The 25,919-nt window shown below is 33.1% G+C and carries 19 protein-coding genes; 8 read left to right on the top strand and 11 right to left on the bottom strand.

The genetic code is table 11. The annotated features are described in order from the left end of the window. Positions 1 to 10 precede the first annotated feature (10 nt). The 6 genes from CQ022_RS05725 to CQ022_RS05695 form a co-directional block, all read right to left on the bottom strand. On the bottom strand, positions 11 to 1,417 hold the full coding sequence (locus CQ022_RS05725) for a porin (protein ID WP_105720511.1): 1,407 nt from the start codon (positions 1,415 to 1,417) through the stop codon (positions 11 to 13). A 102-nt stretch (positions 1,418 to 1,519) separates the two neighbouring features. Next, positions 1,520 to 2,785, bottom strand: coding sequence for a sensor histidine kinase (locus CQ022_RS05720; RefSeq protein ID WP_105681942.1), 1,266 nt, complete (start codon positions 2,783 to 2,785; stop codon positions 1,520 to 1,522). After that, positions 2,782 to 3,459 (bottom strand): response regulator transcription factor, encoded by a 678-nt coding sequence (locus CQ022_RS05715; RefSeq protein WP_105681943.1) that lies wholly within the window; start codon positions 3,457 to 3,459, stop codon positions 2,782 to 2,784. Before CQ022_RS05715 ends, CQ022_RS05720 begins: the two co-directional genes overlap by 4 nt. 68 nt (positions 3,460 to 3,527) lie before the next feature. Continuing rightward, on the bottom strand, positions 3,528 to 4,163 hold the full coding sequence (locus CQ022_RS05710; protein ID WP_105681944.1) for a response regulator transcription factor: 636 nt from the start codon (positions 4,161 to 4,163) through the stop codon (positions 3,528 to 3,530). Beyond that, entirely contained in the window at positions 4,156 to 7,146 is a 2,991-nt protein-coding gene (locus CQ022_RS05705) for a two-component regulator propeller domain-containing protein (RefSeq protein ID WP_105681945.1), read from the bottom strand. The genes CQ022_RS05710 and CQ022_RS05705 overlap by 8 nt, the downstream gene beginning before the upstream one ends. Positions 7,147 to 7,646: 500 nt before the next feature. Then, complete coding sequence (locus CQ022_RS05695) at positions 7,647 to 8,063, bottom strand: lipocalin family protein (protein ID WP_105681946.1); 417 nt, start codon at positions 8,061 to 8,063, stop codon at positions 7,647 to 7,649. Positions 8,064 to 8,524: 461 nt separating this feature from the next. On the opposite strand from CQ022_RS05695, the gene CQ022_RS05690 reads away from it, so the two are divergent. The 3 genes from CQ022_RS05690 to CQ022_RS05680 all read left to right on the top strand — a co-directional run bounded on the left by CQ022_RS05690 (position 8,525) and on the right by CQ022_RS05680 (position 12,297). Further along, the gene (locus CQ022_RS05690) at positions 8,525 to 10,048 is read left to right on the top strand and encodes a catalase (RefSeq protein WP_165791637.1); all 1,524 of its coding nucleotides are present in this window, start codon (positions 8,525 to 8,527) and stop codon (positions 10,046 to 10,048) included. A 5-nt stretch (positions 10,049 to 10,053) separates the two neighbouring features. After that, on the top strand, positions 10,054 to 10,563 hold the full coding sequence (locus tag CQ022_RS05685; RefSeq protein WP_105681948.1) for an ankyrin repeat domain-containing protein: 510 nt from the start codon (positions 10,054 to 10,056) through the stop codon (positions 10,561 to 10,563). 585 nt (positions 10,564 to 11,148) lie between these two features. Next, a complete protein-coding gene (locus tag CQ022_RS05680; RefSeq protein ID WP_105681949.1) occupies positions 11,149 to 12,297 on the top strand; it encodes a hypothetical protein in 1,149 nt (382 codons plus the stop codon). A gap of 71 nt (positions 12,298 to 12,368) precedes the next feature. On the opposite strand, the gene CQ022_RS05675 is transcribed toward CQ022_RS05680, so the two are convergent. Both CQ022_RS05675 and CQ022_RS05670 read right to left on the bottom strand, forming a co-directional pair. After that, complete coding sequence (locus CQ022_RS05675; protein WP_105681950.1) at positions 12,369 to 13,007, bottom strand: response regulator transcription factor; 639 nt, start codon at positions 13,005 to 13,007, stop codon at positions 12,369 to 12,371. After that, positions 13,000 to 15,990, bottom strand: coding sequence for a two-component regulator propeller domain-containing protein (locus tag CQ022_RS05670; protein WP_105681951.1), 2,991 nt, complete (start codon positions 15,988 to 15,990; stop codon positions 13,000 to 13,002). The genes CQ022_RS05675 and CQ022_RS05670 overlap by 8 nt, the downstream gene beginning before the upstream one ends. A gap of 400 nt (positions 15,991 to 16,390) precedes the next feature. On the opposite strand from CQ022_RS05670, the gene CQ022_RS05665 reads away from it, so the two are divergent. The 3 genes from CQ022_RS05665 (at position 16,391) to CQ022_RS05650 (ending at position 18,623) form a co-directional block, all read left to right on the top strand. Continuing rightward, positions 16,391 to 17,281: a hypothetical protein gene (locus CQ022_RS05665; RefSeq protein WP_123864389.1), complete on the top strand. Its 891-nt coding sequence runs from the start codon at positions 16,391 to 16,393 to the stop codon at positions 17,279 to 17,281. Positions 17,282 to 17,895: 614 nt separating this feature from the next. Next, positions 17,896 to 18,315, top strand: a complete 420-nt coding sequence (locus CQ022_RS05655) for a transposase (protein WP_105681954.1) — start codon at positions 17,896 to 17,898, stop codon at positions 18,313 to 18,315. Continuing rightward, positions 18,291 to 18,623 (top strand): transposase, encoded by a 333-nt coding sequence (locus CQ022_RS05650; protein ID WP_105681955.1) that lies wholly within the window; start codon positions 18,291 to 18,293, stop codon positions 18,621 to 18,623. The genes CQ022_RS05655 and CQ022_RS05650 overlap by 25 nt, the downstream gene beginning before the upstream one ends. Positions 18,624 to 19,146: 523 nt before the next feature. On the opposite strand, the gene CQ022_RS05640 is transcribed toward CQ022_RS05650, so the two are convergent. Continuing rightward, positions 19,147 to 19,632, bottom strand: coding sequence for a hypothetical protein (locus CQ022_RS05640; RefSeq protein ID WP_105681957.1), 486 nt, complete (start codon positions 19,630 to 19,632; stop codon positions 19,147 to 19,149). 311 nt (positions 19,633 to 19,943) lie between these two features. Then, complete coding sequence (locus tag CQ022_RS05635; RefSeq protein ID WP_105681958.1) at positions 19,944 to 22,337, bottom strand: DEAD/DEAH box helicase; 2,394 nt, start codon at positions 22,335 to 22,337, stop codon at positions 19,944 to 19,946. Between the two features lie 411 nt (positions 22,338 to 22,748). On the opposite strand from CQ022_RS05635, the gene CQ022_RS05630 reads away from it, so the two are divergent. Both CQ022_RS05630 and CQ022_RS05625 read left to right on the top strand, forming a co-directional pair. After that, the gene (locus tag CQ022_RS05630; RefSeq protein ID WP_105681959.1) at positions 22,749 to 24,548 is read left to right on the top strand and encodes a hypothetical protein; all 1,800 of its coding nucleotides are present in this window, start codon (positions 22,749 to 22,751) and stop codon (positions 24,546 to 24,548) included. Positions 24,549 to 24,755: 207 nt separating this feature from the next. Continuing rightward, a complete protein-coding gene (locus CQ022_RS05625) occupies positions 24,756 to 25,325 on the top strand; it encodes a hypothetical protein (RefSeq protein ID WP_123864388.1) in 570 nt (189 codons plus the stop codon). A gap of 104 nt (positions 25,326 to 25,429) precedes the next feature. On the opposite strand, the gene CQ022_RS05620 is transcribed toward CQ022_RS05625, so the two are convergent. Beyond that, positions 25,430 to 25,888 carry an organic hydroperoxide resistance protein gene (locus CQ022_RS05620; RefSeq protein WP_105681961.1) on the bottom strand — a complete coding sequence of 153 codons (459 nt, stop codon included), beginning with the start codon at positions 25,886 to 25,888 and terminating at the stop codon, positions 25,430 to 25,432. Between the last annotated feature and the right edge of the window lie 31 nt (positions 25,889 to 25,919).

The raw sequence follows: 25,919 nt of genomic DNA, 5'->3' as shown, positions 1-25,919 counted from the left end.
GAACGTAATTTTAAAGTACGATGTAAAGTCCTAGCAGGAATTCTCCCTTTCTATCAAAAATTATTTTTGAAACCGCATCATATATGGGTCTGCTGCTGTACTGAGCTACAATTTTGGCATTTTGGCCGTAGAGAAAGAAATTAGCCCCTACGTCATAGTAGCTTCCTTTTTCATGTAAGGCTTTCAAATCTTTTAAAGCATAGCTGAAAAATGGTTGAACCTTAAGGATTTTACTGAATTTTGGAAGTACAAAACCTGCCTGGGTAAAGAATATATTTCCGGTTCCCATTAAAAACCGATTATTTCCTGCTCCTTCCAATGCTTTTTGTCCTGTAAAGTCAGGATCTGCAGTGCCAGGATTCATAATACCGCTTGTTCTTAAATAATTGGGTCCATAGTTATAGTGATAAAAGACACTATATAAAGTAAGTCCCATTTCTTTTTTTTGATTTCCAACGGGAATTTCAGAGTAGATATCGGTACCAAAAATTGAAGCATTATGAGATTCAAAAACATTTTCTTTGGGCTGAGTCAACGTAGCATTTTTATTGGTGTAAAATCCGGCTCCGACATTCAGTATTTTTTTTACAGCGAGGTTATTCCCGGCCAGAAAAGAGGTTGCTGTAATTTCTTTGTTGAAAAACTGGTAGTAGGTATATCCTGCAAATGATAACTTACCGTTTTGATTATTATCTACAGCGCCTCCTCCTATGCTGGGCTTTATGTTTGTAGCAAAAGGTTTATTGACACTGAATCTATAATTAAGCCTGTTGAATTCTCCATGTACAAATACTCCAAACTGTCGGGAAAACTGATCTGCAATTTCAATCGTGGGAAAATTAAAAATAGGAAGGTCTCCTGCCAGCATTTTTGTCGTGCTGCCGTTGGTCATCCGGCTTACTCCGTTCCAGGAATGAAGACCAACTCCCATGTAAATATTGTTTTTATTGAGTTGTCCTGTCTGAAAATTATTTCTGGGAACAATGGCTAATTCATTATAAGCATCATGGAAGAAGAAAGCCGCCTTTTTTCCTGCTCCGTTCGTGCCGGTGCCGGAGCCTCCTCCAGAGATGAAATTTTGATTGTTTGCTCCTACCTGAATAAATACAGTGTAAAAAGGAGTAATCTGGCTTTGAATGGTTAACCTCATTCTTCGCATTCCTGCATCATAAGTCTCTTGCTGAGGGATAGAATTCACAGCAGTGCCCGGATTATTTTCAATGTTACGAAGCCATATCTGGCTGGAAACACTGAACTTTAGCCATTTGTCTCCTTTTGGATTAAGATTGATTTTGAGCTCACCAATATCTAAGGGATTTTTTTTAGCAGCAATTTCAGGTGTTTTAGGTTTTATAGTATCCTGACTGTAAGCCATTTGAAAACCTATTAAACCTAGAATTAATAACATTCTTTTCATAGATGGTTTTATTTGCACCTAAACAAGACATAAATTCTGAAGAAATTCTGAAGTTGCTACTGATGGGTGTGTTTTGTTGTTATGTTTTTGTTATTCACTGTTTTAATTTGTGAAATGTATGGTGATGGTGTGTGAATTGTTGCTAAAGTGATAAGATATTTTCTTATTGTAAATCTCCAAAATTCTCTTTACCAATGCCAAACCTATCCCGATAGAGTTTTGATTGGGGTTGCCACGCTTGAATCTCTGGAATAATTCTTCTGGAGGTAGTGTAGGAGGGTAACCGGAGTTGGAGATTTCAAAAAAACTTTCTGTGAGCTTTATACAAATATCACCATTATTCATATTGTGCTTTCCGGCATTGCTAATGAGATTGTTGATGATGATGGCAGACAGATTTTCATCAAAGGGTAGGAAAATATCATCTTGAATGTCTCTGAAGACAGAGAGGTTTTGAAGAGTGAAAATTTCTTCAAAATACTGTAGTCTTTCCCGTAATATCTCAGAAAAATTGATGGGATTGGTCGCTTTTTCCTTAAAATGTTCCAGTTTTGCCAGAAGAATAAGAGATTGGTTGATAGAAGAGAGCCTGTCCAATTCATGATTCATCAAGTCTAGGGTGATGAGTTGGCTTTCAGAAAGTTGACTGTCCATTAACAGCTCGATCTTTCCTTTTATGGAAGCCAATGGAGTCTGAAGTTCATGAGATGTGTTTTCAGAAAGTTCTTCCAGCAGATTGTAATCTTTTTTTGAAGTATCAGACATTTTCAGCAAAAACTGATTAAGAAGTTTGAATTCTCTGATATTGGTCTCCATAAGATTCATCCGGCGATTATCTTTTAAATTGAATTTTTTGATCTCATCCACGGAGCAATAGAACGGCTCCAGAATACTTCTTGAAACAATAGTGCTGACAATGATGGTGAGGATGATCAGAAATATCATGATCCATGCAATCACCATCAGGATACTTGTTAAAAACCGATGTTCAATGATCGTAATATAACGGATACTTTTTATAGAATATTTTTTTTTGTGAATGACCAGATAATCTGTTACTTCTATTTTATTGATATAAGACTGTGTAGCACTGTTCCAAATATATTCTTCTTCAATTTTTTTTTCCTTTGATATATTCTGATATTCAGGGAGTACATCAATGGCAGGATTCTGGCCATACAGAGTGTAATCCAAATAGGGATCTTGTTTCAGCTGATGGACTGCCTGCATATTCTGTGCTTGTAGTTTTAGGATTGCAGAGCGAACCGTTGTCCTTTCCAGAGCAAAATACATAATAATAAAACCTGTCATCAGAACACAGAATACCAAACAGGCAAAAGCCCGTGCAAATCGTAAACTTAAATTCATTTGTCTATCCACTTATAACCTAATCCATAAACAGTCTGCAGATAATCTTTCCCTCCAGATTCTATGAGCTTTTTTCTTAGGTTTTTCAGATGTTGGTATACAAAGTCGATATTGTCAATACTATAGGTGTAATCTCCCCATAAATGACTGGCAATGGCCTGTTTGGTCAACATCCTATTCTGGTTGTTGATAAAATAAATCAAGAGGTTTAATTCTTTTTTTGTTAAAGTGATCAACTGACTATTAATACTGCATTCTTTAGATTCCAGATCTATTGATATTTCATTGAAGGTAAGATGCCGATGGATTTCCGGAGTTTTCCTTCTGAAAACTGCTTTTATCCTGGAATGAAGCTCAGGAAGAGGAAAAGGCTTGGTAATATAATCATCAGCACCCTCATCCAGTCCTGCTAACTTGATGTCTAACGAATCTCTTGCAGATACAATAATTACTCCTGTCCCGGCAGAACAACTTTTAATGTGTTTTAAAATATCCAGGCCATTTCCGTCGGGGAGCATCAGATCAAGAAGAATACAGTCGTACTCAAAAAGTTCAATCTTTTCGAATGCGGTTCGGGCATCTGATGCTGTTTCACAGATATAATCTTCTTTTTTCAGATAATCAGTGATATTGATGATCAAATCTTTATGGTCTTCTATAATTAAGATCTTCATAGGAAATATTATCTGAGTTAAACATAACAGCAAGACATCGTGTTTAAAATGGTCACGAGGATTTTTAATTATTTTTTATGAACCTGATTTCGGTCTCCCAGCCTGACAAGATCAACCGTGTTTTTAATATTTAGTTTTTTATAAATTCTTGCTTTATAGGTGCTTACTGTGGAAAGGTGAAGGTTTAATTCATTGGAAATTTCAATATTGCCATATCCTTTAACCAGCAAATCAAATATTTCCTTTTCTCTTTCTGATAAAGCTTCAAGTGGATTTATGGGGGTGTCTTTTTTAGCAGAAGAAACCAGTTTTTTCACAATTTCCGGAGAATAGTAGGTTCCGGTTTCAAAGATTTGCTGAACGGCCTCCAGAATATTGTTTTCATCAGAAAGTTTATTAATATATCCATCAGCACCTTCAATGATATACTGTACTGCGATATCATTATCGTACACAGAGAAAACCAGAATTTTAAGATTGGGCTGTATTTTCTTTATTTCCCCAATCATATTTAAATATTTACTTTCCGGCATATTAATATCCAGGATGAGCAGACCGAATTCTTCAGCAAGTAATTTATCCGTGAGTTCCGTGTAGGATTCGGCATATGAAATTTTTACATCTTTGTAGTGGGATTCCAAAATTAGGGTAGTGCCTAATCTTACTACAAAATGATCATCAGCAATAATAATTTTTCTAGTCATGTTTTTGTTTTTTTATTTGAATTGATACAATAGTTCCACTGGGTTTATTATTTTTAAATTCAATTTTACCATTGATCATCATCAGTAACTGAAGAATAAGATGCAATCCTAAACTGTATTTTTGCAAAACCAGTTTTTCATTTTCAATATTATCCTGAAGCTTTTCATAATAGGTCATTTGTTCCTTACTCATGCCTTTACCGGTATCTCTTACTTCCAGAAAAAAAATAGTGTCATCCTCAATGGTAGAAATTTCTATGACTCCGTTGGTCGTATTTTTGATCGCATTGTCTATGAGATTATGGATGATAACCGCAACTACATTTTGGTTGATTTTTGAATAAGTAGGATTTTTAATATTACTGACAATATGGGTATTTTGTTCTTTCGCGGCCACTTCAAAAAGAGTCTTTTTAGCTTCTACCACTTCGTAAACATTATAGGTTTCATTTTTTTCAGAAATATTATAAATCTCTGCATATTCTTTTAAGGTTTTCACGAAATTGTAAAACTCAACAGAAGATTTGTAGAAACTTTCAAAATGTTTCTTTTGAATGTAGCGGTCATGCTCATCTGTTTCATACAGCTTTTTGGCAGTGATAGATAAGAATTTGATGGGCGTAATAATATCATGGCTTATCGTTTCCAATAGCTTTTTCTGCTGTACACTCTCTTTTCGGAGCTGCTCCTTGGTATATTCTAATTTTGAGACGGTTTTTGATAATTTCCGGGTTCTTATTTCAATAATTTCTTCAAGTTCTTTCTTTTTTAATATTTGTCTTTTTATTCTGAGTTTTATCAATTTTAATGTAAAAACAGAGATAAACAGGATGATAAAAAATTTAAAAATAAGTATCTGATAAAACAGGTGTTTTACATTAATATTAATCGTTTTATACATGTATTTGCCTTTTGGAGAAGCCAATACCCTTACAATAAGCTGATATTGTCCTGGCTCCAGATTTGAGATACAGTATTTGCCATCATTGTTTACCCTTTCCCATTTTTCATTCTTAGAACCTTTCAGTTTTGCTTCGATCACCAAATTAGCTCTGTTGGCATAATAGGGTACATCCACCCAAATTGCCGCCTTATAGAAATTGTTTTCCAGATTGATATTCTGCCCTTTTACACTGCTTTTCGGATCATAAAAAATAACCCGCTCTAAAAAGAAGTTTTTAGGATAATAGCTTCTTATTTTTTCAGGATCGAAAAATACCAGGCCTTTGATAGAAGGGAATACAAAATTTCCATTCTGAAGAACTGAAGCACTGGGAGAACATCCACCGTTAAACTCATTCGTATTAAAGCCATCTTCCTTGCTGTATCGGTAATAGCCTGGAAAAGTTTTTCTGTCCTGAGAATATTTCAGAAGATTGTTCTTCAGTACCTGGAACAGTCCGTTATTGGTGCTAATCCAGAGAAAACCCTTTTTATCTTCAAGAATAGTATGCGAAAATAAAAGATATCCGTTTTTATCTTCCGGCATTTTAATGAGCTCCTTATTTTTATAAAGGAAAAAGCCATTTCCCTGAGTCGTGATCCACAAATTCCCATCCTTTGTCTTTGTAATCTCTCTTACATGTAAAGCGTTGACCGATATTTTTTTAGGAACAAAAGAGGGTGCTTCTATGGAATACAAAGCATCTCTGGTTCCTACCAGCCACTTATCATGATCATATTCATGTATTGTGGTTACAATATTAGGAATGGAAAATTGTAAAAAAGGGGTTTTAAAGTCGGAATTTCTATAGAAGGTAAGGATCGATTTCAAAGTAGGTTTGTAAAAGGTTACAATGAAATAGTTTCTCAATCTCCATGCATAAGAGGCTTCATTTTTAAAAGGAATGTTTTCTTTTTCAGAATAATTGGACTTTTTAAGAAAACGTAGTAAACCTGAATCACTCTGAACAAGAATATTCTTTTGATGATCATACAGTAAAAAAAACTTGCTGGTTGTATTAAAATGATACTGTTTTACCAGTCCGTGTTCATTATATACATCACCCAGAGAAGTAATTACCTTATCATCTTCAAAAGGAAGTATCGAATAGAAAATATTCTCATAAGATTTATCTGATTTGTTGGCTACATGGAAATTATTAAACTTGATTACATTCAACCCATCAGATAATGTTCCAAGGTAGAGTTTATTGTTTACTTCATCATGATAGATGGCAGATAAAGAATTTTTATTAAGGTCATAATCTGCTATTTTTTTTGTACTGAAGGTATTTCCCTCATACCGTATTTTATACAACGTATGATTCTGAATAATAAAAGATTGATTGTTAATCTGGCTCCAGTATACTTTGATGTCATTTTTGAAGAAAATCTCAGGTGCATTCAGGTAAGTTATACGGGTAGGAGAAATTTTAATTATTTTTTTTAAAGATTTAGAAATGATAAAGATCGTCTGATCAATGCAAAAAGTATTTGATATATAGTTTTTATGCAGATGCTTCAGCGTTGTAATTTTCTGATCCTTGTATTGTATTGTTCCATCATGCAGCAAATGATAATAATTGTTCTTATCAAAATAAATAAAGAAATCTGTAGCTTCAAACTGCTCAGGTATTCCATTTTTACTAAAAATAAGGTGCGATTTGCTTTCACGTAAAACTCTTTGTAAACAGCCGGATTTATGAGTGAGAATACCCACATTTCTTTTAGATATTAATGCTGTATTTTCATCATAAGCTGTTGCATTGTAAATAGTGTCTTTCTTTGCATTTCCAAAAAAAGTGGTAAATCTGTTATTTTTAAAGTTGAGATGATTATAGGAGACAAAATTATTTCCGTCATAACGTACCAATCCGTTTTCCGTACTGATCCAGATGAATCCGTACTGATCTTTGGTAATATCCTTTACACTGTTCTGAGGAAGTCCGTTCTCTGTATCATACCATATAGAAGCGGGTTGCTGGCTGTTATACAGTTGTATAGTTATAAGAAATAAAAATATAAGTTGTTTATGAAACATTTTTAATACTTGTAATTATAAAGTATCCATGGTATAGTATTATAAAATTAGCAAAATTTAACAGCCGGTAGAAGGGGGTGAGTATCGTTTTAAAACTACACGCTTTTAAATTTAAAATGATAGTTATGTAGATTATCAGGGCGGTCAGTTGTACTAAATTTGTATTTAGGAGTGCATTTGCATTGATATCCTGTTGAAAGGATTTTTGATAATAGTGGTATAATAAATGGTATTTATTGAATTTATGGCAAATGAGAGTTGGTTTGCATTATATCCATATAAAATAGCTGATTTTGTATCTTGAAGAAGATCAGAAGTCCTTAAATATACCTTCAGGAATATCATAATCAGGAAGCAATCGGTCATTGTAATTGATTGAAATATGATTGTGTGGGGGACAAATCATCAGTACACAAAAAAATAGACCTTACAATCTATTTTTCTTTATGGTAAGTTTCTTCAATAGTAGAGGCTTCTGCTAAATAAAAGATATTAACTATTTATTTTTCTTTGCTGTATGTTTGCTCATCGTTGGCACCGGAATTCCCAACTACAGATAAAATGGTTAAGGATTTATCATCAAGTTTTTTAATCAGGAGAGTGTCTATATCACTTGAAACCTGTCTTACTCCTTCTGTATGATACCATAAAAAAAGAGTATCATGAGAAACTTTCCATTGATCATACAGTAATGTGTGCATATTTATTGATGCTGCCATACCATCGTTACGAAGTTCAAAACCTTGTTTTTCGCTTTCCTGCCCCGGAATAGGCTGTACCCATTTTCCTATAAGGTCTGTTTTTGGGGTATTAACGGGTGATACTGTATTCGAATCTTCTTTTTTATTTTCCTTTTTCGGGGAGGTGCATGCTGTCAGAATACCAAGAATAATTAATGAAATTTTCTTTTGTCTCATAATCCTATGTTTTTTTATTTAAATGTCTGATATTTATTTTGTTAAATGTAAAATAGCACTCTGTAAACTACTGCTGATGATCTATTGTCAATAGTGATCCTGTAAAATAACTGCTATAATGCCTTCAAGTAAATGATAAGCTGAATTTTTTCAAAAATTAACAGTGTTTCTCTATTATTTTTGCTGATATAATGTCTAATGTAAGTTTTCCGCAAAAGTACATAAATGTTCCTTACAAGAGGTTTTCAAATCTGTAGTTATAAAACTACATAAAACACAATTTTAATTGTCACACAGAATAATAGGTTATATTATTTAATATCTATTTTATAAAAAATAGTAGACCGAATCTATCGGCTTATTAAATGTCAATAGATTTGATAAATTAAAATGATTGAATTTATTAAGTTAAATCCAGTACATCATCTTTCTATATTTGCCCCATTATAAAATAAAAAATTATGAAAAAAAATGTTTTATTAGCGGGAATCCTAATAACATCGACCGTGTATTCTCAGCAGTTAACTACTAATACAGGGAGTCCTGTAGGGGATAATCAAAATTCTAAAACAGTGGGTAATAATGGGCCGGTATTGTTGGAGGATATTCATTTAATTGAGAAGCTGGCGGCTTTTGACAGAGAAAGAATTCCTGAAAGGGTAGTGCACGCAAGAGGAGCAGGAGCCATTGGTGAGTTTGTTGCAGATGCTGATTTTTCTGATGTTACAATGGCTGATTTTTTATCAAAGGCCGGTAAGAAAACTCCGGTATTGGTAAGGTTCTCTACCGTAGTACATCAGCAGGGATCCCCGGAAACCTTTAGAGATCCAAGAGGCTTTGCCGTTAAATTTTATACGGATCAGGGAAATTATGATTTAGTGGGTAACAATTTACCTGTATTTTTTATCAGAGATGCAATTAAGTTTCCAGATATGGTACATGCTTTTAAACCTTCTCCGGTTACTAATAATGCTTCTGACAATAACAGGGTTTTTGATTTTATGGCTAATATTCCGGAGGCTACTCATATGCTGACCTGGTTATTCTCTGATAACGGAATTCCTGCCAATTACAGAGAAATGCAAGGAAATGGTGTACATGCTTTTAAATGGGTTAATGCAAAAGGAGAAATAACCTATGTGAAATACAAGTGGGTTCCAAAACAAGGGGAAAGAAACCTTACACAGGAAGAGGCTGACAAAATTCAGTCTACACAAATAGAACATGCAACCAGAGATTTATATAATTCTATCCAGAATAAAGACTTTCCAAAGTGGGATTTGTATGTACAGATGCTGAAAAAGGATGATTTTGAAAAGCTTGATTTTAATCCGGTAGATGTGACCAAAGTATGGCCGGAAACTATTGCAAAATCAATAAAAGTAGGAACGATGACCCTTAATCAAAATCCTGTAAATTATTTTCAACAGGTAGAGCAGGCTGCTTTTTCTCCAGGTACTCTTGTTCCCGGAATTGAGCCATCAGAAGATAAACTGCTGCAGGGAAGATTATTCTCCTATTTTGATACCCAAAGACACAGAATTGGTGGAAACTTCCAGCAGCTGCCAATTAATGCCTCGAAAAATAATGTGACCACCTATAACCAAAACGGTTACATGTCTATGAGAGCTCAGAGTGGAGAAGTAAACTACCAGCCTTCAACAGCTAAGCCGGAAGTTACGGATAATAAAAAATTCAAATATTCCCAAACTGTTTTTCCTGCCGGCACATCTACAACACAGGCCAAAATTGATAAAGAAAACAACTTTAAACAGGCCGGAGAGCTCTATCGATCTTTCTCTAAAAAAGACCAGGATAATCTGATTAAAAATCTGGGTAGTGCGCTGAACAGTGTCGAGAATAAAAAGGTAGTGGCTAAAATGATCTCTTATTTCTATCAGGCTGATGCAGGATATGGAAAGCGACTGGCTCAATATGTTAAAATGGATCGTCAGCAACTGGAATCTTTATTATCTTCAAAATAAGAATAATGAAATATCTTTTTTCTATCATCATGATGCTTTTTGTTATGAGCAGAGTGAATGCACAGGATATTTTTTCTTATGCAAAGACAGGGAATGTAGAAGCAATTTCTCAGTTTAAAAAGGAAATCAATTCTAAAAATGAGGAAGGGTATACGCCTTTAATGCTTGCCGTGTATCATCATCATGATAAGGTGGCAAAATGGCTGCTTGAAAATGGCGCTCAGCCTGACCTGCAGGATAATAGCGGCAATACTGCCCTTATGGGGGCAACCTTTAAAGGGCATAAAGAAATGATTTTATTGTTGATTTCCCATAAAGCGAACGTAAACCTTCAAAATTATAATGAGGCAACGGCTCTTATTTATGCTGCTGTTTTTGCCAAAACAGAAATCATAAAATTGCTTTTAGAAAACGGAGCAGATAAAAATGTTAAGGATAATAGAGGTAATACAGCTTTGCAGCATGCTGTAATGCAAAATAATGAAGAAGCGGTAAAACTGCTTCAGTCATCATAATTTAAGAGAATTGTTTTATTGTCTGTCAACTTCCATAATAATCCTCCTGTCAATCTGACGGAGGATTATTATAATTGATATCACTCTGTAAAACAGTTGTTTTGGTTTGTTTATATTTCACTATCTACAGATTTATGTAGTTTTTAAACTACATACGTAAGATGTAATACTACATTGGTGGCGATTTGTTTCTACATGATTAAGTTAAATTTCTACATTCCGTATTTTAAATTTGTATCAACAAATATGAATTAGTTTAGTACTTGAAAAATACAGACTTATTAAGTCACAATGATGAAAATGCAAATAAAAGAATAATAAAATATAATTAAAGTCTCAGAAAAGTAGTGTTAAAAAGCCTCCATAGAATCATATACTTATGTCAGGTCATACTTTTGTAAAGATTTTAATGATGATTTTATGGATTCTTAAACACAAAAGCTCATTTTTTCTGTTCCGATTTTAGTATAGGGAATACCTTTCTGCATTGTTTTAATAATGCACAGGTTAGGATATGAGAGTCCTATTTATTTGCTCATCCAATATTTTTCATTTTAAAAAATTAAAACACTAAAATTTAAAATAATGAAAAAAAAAATGACGACTTTATTGACCGCAGCCCTATTAGTAACTTCTGCTTGCATTTTTGCTCAGACAGCAGGAGTCGGGATTGACACTACAACTCCTAATTCCACATTGGATGTTAATGGAAAACTAGGAAATACTGATATTGACGGACTTCAGGCACCAAGACTTACCCGTGCGCAACTTTCTGCCAAAGGAGATGCTCTTTACAGAGCTAATCAAAAAGGAACATTGATATATATTACAGATATTTCAGCTGGTGATAATACAGGACCCAGGCTTAATATCAACAGTACTGGATATTACTATTTCGATGGTACGGCATGGCAGAAACTGATCAGTAATTATAACAATATCTATAATGCAGATGGTACCCTTACCAATACCAGAACGGTTACTCAAGATGGAAAGGATCTGAGATTCGTGAACCAACAAACTACAACCATTAATAATAGCGCCGGCCTTGGTATAGTGCAGGATTCTGGTACAGGAACAAGATCTTCAATGGGGTTTTCCAATAGTGGAAACTATTCTTTATTTATCTATTGTGATACCAATTCGGCAGCACAGATTATGGCTACCGGAAAAAGTTCATCTCTTTCTTTAGGAACCAGCAGTACACATATTCCTACCGGAATTGATTTTAGAACAACATCGGCAGGAGATGCTTTAGGGGAGTTGCGAATGCAAATTTCGCCAGCAGGAAATATTACAGCAATTAATAATCTGGCAGTAGGGTATAGTACTGAACCTGCTTTTGGTTTAGAAAAATTAAATGTAAACGGAAGTATCAAAACTGCTGCAGCTACTTATCCTGACTATGTATTTGATCAGTATTTCAACGGTACATCAAGCATTAATTCAAATTATAAATTTGCCAATATCTATGACACAGAAAAATTTATTGAGCAGCACAAACATTTGCCTGGCGTAACTTCCATCAGGGAACTGGAAAAAACAGATGAGGGATATTCTTTTGATATTACCAAATTGTCTACCCAAACTCTGGAAAAAGTAGAAGAATTGTATTTACACGTTATACAGCAGCAAAAACAAATTGATTTACAGCAAAAACTAATCAATACTCTACTTAGTTTAACCCAAAAATCACAAAAAATTAAATCAAAAAAAGCATTAATAAGACCATAATAAAGAATTTTACGATTCTGATAGAATACCATGTAAAAAAACGGAATATTTATTCCGTTTTTTTATATTGGTTATTTATATTTATGTGCTTGGTTTCTATCTCCTAATCTAACAAGATCTACTGTGTTTTTTATATTCAGTTTCTTGTAAATTCTTGCTTTGTAGGTGCTTACTGTGGATAGGTGAAGATTTAATTCATTCGATATTTCAATATTACCATAGCCTTTAGCCAGTAAATCAAATATTTCCTTTTCTCTTTCTGATAATATTTCCAGCGGATTTACAGGATTGTTTTTTTTAGCAGAAGAAACCAGTTTTTTCACAATATCCGGAGAATAATAAGTTCCGGTTTCAAAAATTTGCTGAACTGCCTCCAGAATATTGTTTTCATCAGAAAGTTTATTAATATATCCATCAGCACCTTCAATGATATACTGTACTGCGATATCATTGTCATACACAGAGAAAACCAGAATTTTAAGATTGGGCTGTATTGTTTTTAATTCACCAATCATGCTTAAATATTTGCTTTCCGGCATATTAATATCCAGTATTAAGAGGTCAAATGACTCGGCATATAGCTTTTCTGTGAGTTCTGTATAAGATTCTGCACAGGAAATGTTGACATCTTTGTAGTGGGATTCCAAAATCAGGGTAGTGCCTAATCTTACTACGAAATGATCATCTGCAATAATAATTTTTCTAGTCATGTTTTGGGTTTTTTATTTTAATTGATACTATAGTTCCATTGGGCGTGTTATTTTTAAATTCAATTTTACCATTGATCATCATCAGTAACTGAAGAATAAGATGTAATCCTAGACTGTATTTTTGTAAAACGAGTTTTTCATTTTCAATATTATCCTGAAGCTTTTCATAATAGGTCATTTGTTCCTTACTCATGCCTTTACCGGTGTCACTTACTTCCAGGGAAAAGACGTTGTCATTCTCAATAGTAGAAAGTTCTATGACTCCATTGGTGGTATTTTTTATTGCATTGTCTATGAGATTATGGATGATAACAGCAACTACATTTTGGTTGATTTTTGAGTAAGTAGGATCTTGAATATTATTAACAATAAGAGTATTTTGTTCTTTCGCGGCTACTTCAAAAAGAGTCTTTTTAGCTTCTACCACTTCATAGACATTATAGATTTCATTTTTTTCTGAAATATTATAAATCTCGGCATATTCTTTTAAGGTTTTCACGAAATTGTAAAACTCAACAGAAGATTTGTAGAAACTTTCAAAATATTTCTTCTGTATATAACGATCATGTTCATCAGTCTCATACAGCTTTTGGGCAGTGATAGATAAGAATTTGATGGGCGTAATAATATCATGGCTTATCGTCTCCAATAGCTTTTTCTGCTGTATGCTCTCTTTTCGGAGCTGCTCCTTGGTATATTCCAATTTTGAGACCGTTCTTGATAATTTCCGGGTTCTTATTGCAATGATTTTTTCAAGCTCTCTTTTTTTCTTTTCCTGTCTTTTTATTCTTATTTTGAAGAGGATAAATACAATGAAGGCGAGGAGTAAAACAATAAAGGATTTAAAAATAAGGGTTTGGTAAAATAAGTACTTTACCTTAATGTTGAGTGTTTTGTATAGATATTTGCCTTTTGGGGAAACCAATACCCTTACAATAAGCTGATATTGGCCTGGCTCCAGATTTGAGATATAATATTTCCCATCACTGTTTACCCTTTCCCATTTTTCATTCTTAGAATCTTTCAGTTTTGCTTCGATCACCAAATTAGCTCTGTTGGCATAATAAGGTACATCTACCCAGATTGCTGCTTTATAAAAATTGTTTTCCAGATGAATATCCTGCCCTTTTATCTTGCTTTTGGAGTCATAGAAAATAACGCGCTCTAAAAAGAAGTTTTTAGGATAATAACATCTTATTTTTTCAGGATCAAAAAATACCAGGCCTTTAATAGAAGGGAATACGAAATTTCCATTCTGAAGAACTGAAGAACTGGGAGAACATCCTCCGTTAAACTCATTCGTATTAAAGCCGTCTTCCTTGCTGTATCGGTAATAATTAGGCAATACTTTTTTGTCCTGAGAATATTGCAGCAGGTTGTCTTTAAATACCTTGAATAAACCATTATTGGTACTGATCCAGAGAAAACCGTTTTTATCTTCAAGAATAGTATGGGAAAATGAAAGATATCCGTTTTTATCTTCCGGCATTTTAATGAGCTGCCCTTTTTTATAAAGAAAAAAGCCGTTTCCCTGAGTCATAACCCACAAATTTCCATCCTTTGTCTTGGTGATTTCTCTTATATTTAAGGGGATGGTAGAAATTTTTTTAGGAACGAAAGAGGGTGCTTCTATGGAGTACAAAGCGTCTCTGGTTCCGACCAGCCATTTATTATTACTCAATTCCTGTACAGATGTAACAACATTGGGGATGGAAAATTGTAAAAAAGAGTTTTGAAAACTAGAGTCTTTATAGAATGTAAGAATAGACTTCAAAGTAGGTTTGTGAAACATTATCACATAGTAATTGTTGATATTCAGTACATGTGATGGCGTTTGTCCGAAATATAGAGATTCACTTTTTGAATAATTGGAATTTTTGAAAAAACGAACTAAGCTGGTCCCGTTTTGAACCATAATATTTTTTTTACGGTCATAAAGCATAAAAAATCTACTTGTTGCATTAAAATGATACTGTTTTATCAGTCCATTTTCATTGTACACATCACCTGAAGACGTTATTACTTTATCATCATCAAAAGGAAGTATCGAATAAAAAATATTTTCATAAGATTTATCTGAACGGTTGGCTACATGAAAATTATTAAACTTGACTACATTCAATCCGTCTGATAATGTGCCGAGATATAACTTATTGTTGATCTCATCATAATAAATGGAAGCTAATGAGTTTTCGTTAAGATCATAATGTATCATTTTGTTTAAACCGATCTCATTATTTTGATAGGAAACTTTATACAACGTATTATCATGAAAGATAAAACATTGATTGTTAATTTGACTCCAGTATATTTTGACATTATGTTGGAAGAAAATGTCTGAAGCATCTAAATAGCTGATTTGCCCTGACGAAATTTTGATAATTTTTTGTAATGTTCTGGAAATGATAAAGATATTTTGTCCCAAACAAAAAGTGTTGGCTATGTAGTTCTCATGCAAATCTTTTATGGGTACCATCTTTTTACCATTATATTGTATGGTACCATTATTAAACAGATGATAGGAGTTTTTTTTATCAAAATAGAGGAAATAATCTTTATTATCTATTTTTTCCGGACTGCTGTTTTTTACAAATAAGTTATATAATTTACTTTCATTTAATGCTTTTTTCGTACAATTGGTCTGCTTATACAACACGCTTACTTTTCTCTTGGATAGCAGAGTGATGTTTTCAGTATACGCTGTAAAATTATAAATGGAGTCTTTTTCAACACTTCCAAAAAAAGAGGTAAATCTGTTGTTTTTAAGATTAAGATGATTATAAGTTACAAAATTAAAACCGTCATAACGCACCAGTCCGTTTTCTGTACTAAGCCATATAAATCCATATTTATCTTTAATGATATCTTTTACACTGTTCTGTGGGAGTCCATTATCTGTGTCATACCATACAGAAGCTGTTTGCTGGCCATAACAAAGCTGTATCCAGAATAATAATAGCAATATGAGTGCTTTAAAAGACATGGGGGCAAGTTAAAGGTGGTTAATGCATTTGTGTTGAGTCCATTCAATTATTATAAATGTAGTAAAAATTAATGATTGTTAAAAGAATTAAATGTCATTTATAAACTACACCGAATCAGATTAAAAATTACAATTATAGCTATCTATTTTTACAATAATTATTTTACCATCCGTATTGGTTATCAGATCTTTGTTCCATCAATTTATTACCTGATTTAACAACTAGTGTTAAATATGTTCCCAAGCATTTTAAATAAGTTTTCAGGGTCATTTTTGCAGAGGAGAACATCCCTCCTCTGTATTAAATGAAAAAGTATAGATACATCATGTAAAGACATATACTTCTAAAAATAAAAAGATGAACAATAAACAGATGAATGTCAAAAATTTAAACTTAATTATGATGAAAAGTAAAAAAACTACAATTTTAACTGCAGTATTACTGGGTTTATCTACTAGTATATTTGCACAAACCGGAAATGTTGGAATTAATACAACATCACCTACAAAAACATTGGACGTAAATGGAGAGTTACGTGTCCGAACTTTACCGGTTATTCCCGCTGGAACTCCAATGGTAGCTGATGCCGATGGAAATGTGGGAATGTTCAAGCCTCTTGATCCAAATGATTTTATTGTATATAATCTGGATAGTAATATAAGGCAAAATGATGCAAGGAATGTAGATTTAAACTCCATAAGAAATACAGTACAAAATGGCGGGTTTAATCAGATAGCAGCTGATAATTGCTGGGTAGTTCCCAATTCTGCGATTACATTGAAATTTCCACAAAGTTCTATACGAAGAGGTACCGTATCCTGGGGATTATGGTTTGAGATGAATTATGCTGATTTAGGCCCATTTTCTCAAACCTCTATAGAGGGAGGAACAGGTAGAATTCAACTTCCTGTATTTTTCAATAGCAGAGCCTATGCAAGACTTTATAAAAAAACGGGTCCTGGTGTTAATGATTGGACAGAACAAAATACAGTAACGGTAGTCATGCAGACCTCGCAAATTTCACCCTATTTTGGTGCTGCAGCAGCTAATGACAGCTCAGGTAATCCTTATCCTAATGGCCCTGTTACTAATGCCAATTTCAGATACTTCTTTTATGCCAACTATAGCGTAGGTGACGGAACGGGGATTAGTATTGATCCGAATGCTGAATATAAAGTAGAGCTGTTATATGGAATAGAGAATTTATCTTCCCGTGCTACTATTACAGATACTGCTTTTTTACAGAACTGGGGAGTACAGTCTACAGGATATAGTTTTTATAAGAATTAAGATTTTTAATTACATTTTTGAATGAGCGGAATAGTAATATTCCGCCATTTGAATTCAAGAGTGTATAGAAAATCAATAAGAATAAACAATTTCTATAAATTGGAGGGTAATGAAAATAAATAATAAAAGAAAAGTAAGCAATTATATGACTTTTCAGTTAGTTGTACTTACCTTGCTTTTTTTGATCATTATTATTCTTGGGTACTTTGGGTATCAGTTATTTTCAGGGATATTTTTCTGAATGGCTTTACTTGTATTAGGATACGGGATCTTAAAGAACCGGTTTATATTCGAATATGAGAATTCCGGACAGGTAGTTTCCATTAAAAACTATCAATGGCTTTCCGGTAGAAATAAAACGCCGGTCTTTGAAATGCCTCAAAAAAAAATTGAAAGGATAGAAATAAAGGAGCGAATCTTTAGAAAATTTTTAATAATTCTTTTTTCAAATTCTTCAGGTAAGCTATTAAAAAGAAGCATTGATATTACTTTTTGTAGTAAAAATGAAACCCAAAAGCTTTTAGGAAATATAACCAACAATTGAGTAAATAAAAATCAAAAACTTACTTCTGATAAATGATGTTATTTTTTTGAATAGAGATAGATGAGTTAAGATGGAAAATTTGAAAGATATTCATATTGGTGCTTTAGTGCATGAGCGTGTAAATGAACAGGATATTGATATGAACAGAATCTGTAGGTTTTTACATTCAACAGAAAAAGAGATCCTGGAAATGTATTCTATGAAATCATTAGAGGTAGATGTGCTTCTAAAATGGTCAAAATTATTGGAATATGACTTTTTTCGTCTCTACTCCAATCATTTAATACTATATGCTCCCGTTGCCAGCCAGAATAAGAATGGAGTAAAATCAAAACTGCCTCAATTCCGGAAAAGTTTATATACAAAAGAAATTATAGACTATATGTTGGAGCTCTTAGAAAATAAACAGAAGACTCCGGTTGAAATCATTAATCAATACGGAATTCCTAAATCGACATTGAATAAATGGATAAGCAAGTACAGACAATAAATACCGGTCCCAATTACAAACGGATTTATCATGATTTCATAGAGTCTAAATGCCCGGATAAACGGGAATATGTAAAAAAATATCTGTCAAAAGATACAATGTCTTTGTCCGATGTTTTAAAGATTAACAATATTATATTTTTGGACGGATTATCTGAAAGTCAAAAATTCAAATCTTATGATAAACAGGCTATTTTCGAAATGCTTGATTATCAAAAAGAACATCAATTAAATAACAGTCAGTTAGCCAAACATTTTAAATTAAGCAGAAATACCGTTACAAAATGGAAACGTATGTTTTTGGTATAATCTGCATCTTTTCATCTTTAAAGTAATAAGGGTATATATTACTTCGTTTTTTTTCTAAGTTTTTAAAGAGTATATCTGTTGGATATACTCTTTTTTATGATGAATTATCACGATATGTCATATTTTATCTACAAACGCTAGTTTTTATTGTACATCTCAGACCTTTTATCTCTACATGCTATTTTTGCTTCCGAAGAATAATTATGGGAAATTCGAATATGATTAATGATTAGATATTATATAGTAATTAATGAAGTTTTAAAAACTAAAAATGAAATATTCAGAGAAGAATTTTCTCTCTAAGTTTTACTGGAGGATATACCTTTAAAACTGTTTTAATCAAACTTTTAGTTTTAATTTTAAAGAACATAGCGTATGAACTTAGTTTTTTGAACAATTGTTGTAGGTAATCTATATAAAAAGCATCTGTTTTTACAGATGCTTTTTTATTGGTAACCACTATAACTATTTGCCTGAATTTATGATCAAATATAGTTCTTTGGGACCTTTTTATCCTAAGGATCTACTTCTTCGCCTGTAGAGACAGATTATCCATATAAACCGCCTGATGTACTCCATTCAGTAAGACTTTCAACCCTAAATGTGAATCTTTTTTCAAAGAAACTGTAAATACTTTTTTCTCTCCTGTTATCTTGGAAGGTTTAGTAATTGAAACATATGTTTTTACCTCGGAAGGATTGTCTACTGAGAACAGTTCTAATGTTGTTTCTCCTCCATTATCTGAAAGATCAAGAGAAAGCGTATAAGTTCCGGCTTTGATTTCCGGTGTTACCAGATACATATTTTCTCCAGGATTGGTCATTGAATAAAATACAATTCTTTTGTCACTTGCATACAGCATGGCTTTCCCGGCTTGAGCAGTCCAGCATTTATTGATATCTTTCCAGGTATCAAAGTTTTCCGAAAGAGTGGATACAGGTTTACACTGTGCATTGGCTGTCAGAAATCCTCCTATAACTGCTATTCCCGTAAGTACGAATTTTTTCATGTATTATTTTTATTTATAATGAGTAAAAATAATCAAAAAAAGATTGCCCCGATGGTATTACTTTATGATTTAAGTTAGCTTTTAATGGTATGAATATTATCCAGGAAATAAAAGTTAAATTACAAAATGTTGTAAAACAATGTGATTGTAAAGTATTAGATAATTTTGAAGAATGAAGGAAAACTGATTTTAGCTTAAGAGATAATTAAAATAAGCCTTCCTATTACAGGAAAGCTTATTTAGTTTCGAGTAAAAATGTAATCATAAACAAGACTCGAAAATATAATTATACTACTATGAATAAGCTCATCTTAATTTTTTATCTCTTTTCCACAATTAATAAGTTCACTTACAAGCTGTCCATTTTGTTCTACCCAATAATTTTTGTCACAAACTACAATTAAATTTCGTTTAGCTCTACTAACTGCAGTATTAACTAAATTAAGACCTTTAGAAATAGGAATAGTGGTGTCAACAAACCATTTATCATAAGTGTCTACAATACTTAAAATTACAGTATCCCACTCTCTACCCTGAGAACCATGAACAGTGAGGATTTTTAGATCATTTCTTTCTTGTGGCAAAGAGTTGTTGAGTAATTTTATTTGTTTTTTATAGGGTGTTAAAATTACAAAGTCCTCAGTTCCATCTTTTTTAAGATTATAAACAAGTTTCATTATTTCTGAAACTTCATTCATTGAGACTCTTGATTTTGGACCTTCAATTTTTTTAGCATTAATATATTGTATTTGTGTTTCACCTTCCGGGTTATTTGAGGTAAAATCATTTTCATAAACATGCTTAGCCAGAATTTGAGCTAGATTATTTCCGAATCTATAGGTAGAGTTTAAAGAAGTCTTGGAAATATTTTCAGATTTGAATTCTGAATTGATCAGATATTGATTTCTGGAGAAGTCTTTTGGTTTTGAAAAGAGAGTGTCTAAGAAAATGGCAGATTGAGCCCATAAAAACATATTATAAAACTTATTATCTCTTTCAATACTGCTGTCATTAATTTCACAAACCGGAGGCAATTGTTTATGATCACCCAGAAATGAAATGGGGGTTGAATGATTAAATAATGTCAAAGCTTTAATTATATTGGCATACCCTGCTTCATCAAGAAAAATATGCTCAACATTCAACTTTGATTCTGCATAACGTCCAATATAGCCATCTAAAGTACAGGCAATTATATTTACAGATTTTAAGCGTTCTTCAGTGGATGAAATAGCTAGTTTAGCTCGTAAATATACATATCTTTCCAATTCAGATTTTATGATATCTGAATCGTGATTTTTATATTCAGAAAATAAATGCTTGTCAACATTTAACCTATCTCTTTTGTGAAGGATTACAGTGTATGCCTTTTTTTTAATTTCTTTTATATTTACAATTGACAAATTCGAAAGAATTGACTGAACTTCTGGAAAATATTTTGTTTGGTTAATCAGATCATTGATTCTTACAGCTACGTTTTTTTTTAACTTGACTAAATTGCTTTCTTGAGCTGTCTTTTTCTTGCTGATTTCAGAGAGTTCATATTTTGAGTATTCCAGAACTTTATTTAAATTAAATATTCTCTTTTTAATTTCATAAACTTCCTTTTCTGCATGCGTTGGTTTACGGGTAAATGCTTTGATAATTTTATGAGAAATAGAATTTATTTTAGCAATATTTATTTCTAATTGTTGAGTTTGTTTAATACTATTTTCAGTGAAAAATTTAATTTCTATCTGCTTTTTTTTGAATTCGGTATTAACTTCAGCTAGTGAGGCTGTTTCTTGTTTTATGTGCTCAGAAAGTTCACTTAAATAATCAAATTCAGGGGTTAAGTTCATGAATCTGTCAATGGCTTGTTGCTCATTTTGAAAGTTTAACATTCGTTCCAGAATATCAATTTGTTTATCTATTTCTGCCAGTTTTTTTTGAACCCCTTTTTCTTCACAAACTTCTGGAAATTCTTCAGCAAATTTTTTGGAGGGTGTTCCCAGACGTATAATTTGCTTTCTGTCAATTCCAGCCTTATCAGTCATTTTAAGTATACCTTTTAAAACTTGCTCAATCGCATTATTGGTAGGGGCTAAAATGGCGATAGTATCTCCTTTTCTTATATAATGAAGTACAGCGTAGGCAAGGACAAATTGTGTTTTGCCTGTACCAGGAGCTCCCCAAACATAAGAGAATGGGGTTGTGAAAATATTTTTTAAGGACTGTTTTTGGTTTTCTGAAGGTTGAAGATTTTTCTCCTGGAAAAAATCTATATTCTGAAAATCCTCTGAGTATTTTGAAACTCGAGTAGGTAAGGAGAGTTTACTTCCATTATGTACATACCAATCTTTTACTCTTTCAACAAGAAACTTTAGATCCGAGACTACCTTAAGGTCATTTTTATGTAACCCTATAAAATCGGATAATATATTTTCAGAGGGTTTAATTAAAAGTATATTTTTGTCATTGTCATATTCAATAATTTTAATATCTGTGGGGTCATAATCTTTATTATTACGGAAATTTCTGAAAAAAACAGCCTCTGTATCAAAAAGTTTTGCAGACAAACGAAGCTTAATCACTGTATTCTTGCCTGGCAAATATTCTAAATCAAAAACATCAACTTCCTGAATACCTTTATTGTTATGGTGTAGATATTCGTAATAGGTTTTGCAACTGTCAATTGCTATTTCTCTTATTTCTTCTGCTGTCATTATTTGACATTTATAAATATTGTTCTACTATTCATGAAATAGTATTTGTAAAATTAATTTGTAATGCCGTTATCTCATTATGGTTTTCCGTAAAATAAAAAACTAAGGATGTTCTCAAAAGGTAGGAATAAGTATCTTTCAAGCTTTCGGAAGCTTTTTAAAGGTACTTCAAAATTTTTTTTTAAATCTTCTATGAAATTCATTTACATTAATATTAAAGCAGGGGAATTTAGATGTTCCGTTGAAACTTTAATCGAGAAAATTGAAAAGAGAATCTTAAATTGTAGAAAGAAATTGGTCTTAGAAAGCAGCTTTCACTCTTATTTCCCATAAAAGTTGCTTCTTTTATATGTTTTAAGCCTTATTGGCTTGCAAATTGATGCAACAAACTGTATTGAATTATGATGACTAATGACTAGAACGACTGTAACTCTGATTTTCTTTTTAAGTGGTTTTTTCTTTTTAAATGCACAAGAGAAGAAAGATTCGCTTTATTACAAAATAGAAAAATTTTCGGATCAAAGAAAAGTTACCAAATTCATTCACCGCTTTATATTTCGTAGAGAACCGGATTCCACTTCTGTTAAGTCCAATACTGAAAAGCTTTCTCAGGAGACGTATAATAAAAAAATTATCAGAAAGGTCAGGATTGAAACCATTGACCCCTTCGGATACGGCTCGCAGGACAGTAAAGAACGAACGAAATGGTATGACTGGGTGGCAGATCATCTTCATGCCAGTACTAAAAAATCAACCGTCAATAATTTTTTGCTTTTTGAAGAAGGAGAAGAATACAATGCCCAGAAGCTCTACGAATCTGAACGTTTGCTGAGAACAATGCCTTTTATAAACAGGGTGAATATCAGTGTTTCTGACAGTACTTCCAGTAAAGATTCTATAGATGTTGTTGTAAGGGTTCTTGATTCCTGGAGTCTGAAACCGAGAATCAGTTATTCCGGAAGCAAGATTGGTCTGGGGGTTACTGAAGAAAATGTACTGGGGCTGGGACACACATTGGATTTCCTTTACAGAAATGATTCCAAAGAGAAGCAGGATTATCTTTTAGGAAGCTACACCACCTATAATCTTTTTGGTACTTATATTAACGCTCAGCTTCTTGGGGAAAGGGATTTTTCGAGAAATGAAAGAATCAATTTCAGTCTTAGAAGAGACTTTTTCTCTCCTTTAACGAAATGGGCGGGAGGTTTTACCTTTGAATATTTTATGCGGAAAGTGTTACTTCCGATACAAACAGATACCACTTTTCCCGAAGTTCAGATCAAAGTATACAGTCAGGATTTATGGGGAGGTTATCAGATTCCGGTTTCAGCGGATCCCAATGAAAAAATATCCAGTAATATTGCCATTATAGGAAGGTTCCAGAATTACAGGTACAAAGATAGTCCTGGAATCGACCAGTACCAGTATTTCAGCTCTTATAACAGCTTCCTGATGTCTGTAGGGTTTATCCGCAGAAACTTTTCGGTTCAGAAAAATATTTTCCAATATGATTTGCCTGAGGATGTTGCCTACGGTAATTCTGTGAACCTTATTGCAGGAGGCTTATCCAGAAATAAAGAAGTGAATCCGTATGTAGGAATTTCTGCATCTTACGGCCGTTTTACAAAGTTGGGATACTTTACGGTGAAAGGCCAGTTTGGAAGGTTTTTTAATGAAGACAGCCAGAACAGGGAATCTTTCCGTTTTGATGCAACCTATTTTACCCATCTTATGGACTGGAAATTTGCCAAAGCAAGGCATTTCTTTTCTCCTACATTAGCCTTGGGAAATCCACAGCATAACTACTCTTATAAAGATAGAATAAATCTTTCTTCCGCAGATGAATTTCCTGTTTACAATACGGATTATATCGGAACTAAAAAACTGGTTTTACGATACCAGCTTCAATTGTTTATTAATAAGACCTGGAAGAATTTCCATTTCAGTCCTTATTTGACAACAGCAGTTGGCTGGCTGGGAATGCCTGATGATAAACTGTTTAAAACAAAAGTAAATACAAAAATCGGAATAGGTGTTTTAATTAATAATCCCTATCTGGTTTTCAACAGGATTCAGATTTCGTTCATGTATTACCCTCGTGTTCCTTTTGATAATAATTCAGTTTTTGATTTTAACAGCAACAGGAATAATCTTTTACCGATGAACAGTTTTGCTACGGATATTCCTCATTTTGTCAATTTTGGGAACTGATAATGGAAAGTCAATTCGGTATTTGAATAACTGAAAAAGATCGATTTTCAGTTTATATATTTTCTTATTTTAGGAAATGATATTACCCAAATGGGTAATTGACAGGTTATTATATAATGCCAAAATTTGTGATGAAATAAGTGGTGTGCTGTAAAGTGCATTCCATGCCATTCAAAGTAAATAATAATAACCTGAAAACTAATACCTATGAAACCATTGACTCTTTTCCTATCGTTGACCGCATTTTTTACGTATGCTGGTCTTTTGGCACAAACACCTGCTCCAAAACCACCTGTACCACAGGTAATTCCTATAACTGATGCTGAAAAGTGGATTGCATTTTCTCCTATTTTGCTCTTCCTGTTGATCACCTGTCTTGTCTTTTTTAAACTAAAAAAAGATAAAGTCTCTTTAAAAGATCTTCTTCTGGATAAGGATGCTAATGTTCAGATAGAGATAGAAAAAACAAAACAAACAGAAGCTTTTTTAGCCGCTTCTCCTGAAAGTCAGCAGGCCATGAAGGAAGCCTCTGCAACACTTAATAACACTTCAGATTCTAATACCGAAAAACCTAATACAAGTGTAAGCCGTTTTCTTGCCTTTATAAGCGGGCTGGTATCTGTAGGTCTGGCATGTGTTCTTACCACTTTTGCCATCTGGAATTATTTTGATGTCAATGTCTTTCCCGATCTTAATAATCTCGTTGGCGTTTTACTTACATTGGGAATTGGAGTAGTACCTTATGCATTCAATAAAGTCACTACTGCCGCTAAATAGTTATATTTTAAATTAAAATTACTTACTTCAATCATAATTAAACAAAAGCCTTCCTTGTTTGTGGCAAGGAAGGCTTTAATCAGCATGGTAAAAACATTCTCAAATTAGACTACTACATCTATCTTTACATTAATATTCCCACGGGTAGCTTTGGAATAAGGACATGTTGCATGGGCTGTTTCCACAACTTTTTTTGCTTCTTCTACCGGCATTCCCGGTAAAATGACCTGTAAATGGGCCTGCAGAAAAAATCCTTCATCATGGGTTGCCAGATCTACTGAGGTATTGACAGACAGGTCTGAAGGAAGGGTAATTCTCATTGTAGCAGCACTCAAATGCATAGCTCCGATAAAACAGGCCGACCATCCTGCTGCTAATAGCTGTTCCGGATTTGTTCCGTTTCCTTTTGTACCGGGGGATGTCAGCTCAATATCCAGTTTTCCATCACTGCTTTTCGCTGCTCCGTTACGACCTCCGGTTACGATGACATTACCGGAATACAACACTTTACTGATATTGACTACGGTTGTATTTTCTACTTCCTGAATGGTATTTAATTCCATATTTTTATTATTTAGATTGAACAATATTGTT

The sequence above is a fragment of the Chryseobacterium culicis genome (assembly GCF_002979755.1).
GTDB classification, from domain to species: Bacteria; Bacteroidota; Bacteroidia; order Flavobacteriales; family Weeksellaceae; genus Chryseobacterium; species Chryseobacterium culicis_A.
This window is presented reverse-complemented; position numbering and strand designations above follow the sequence as displayed.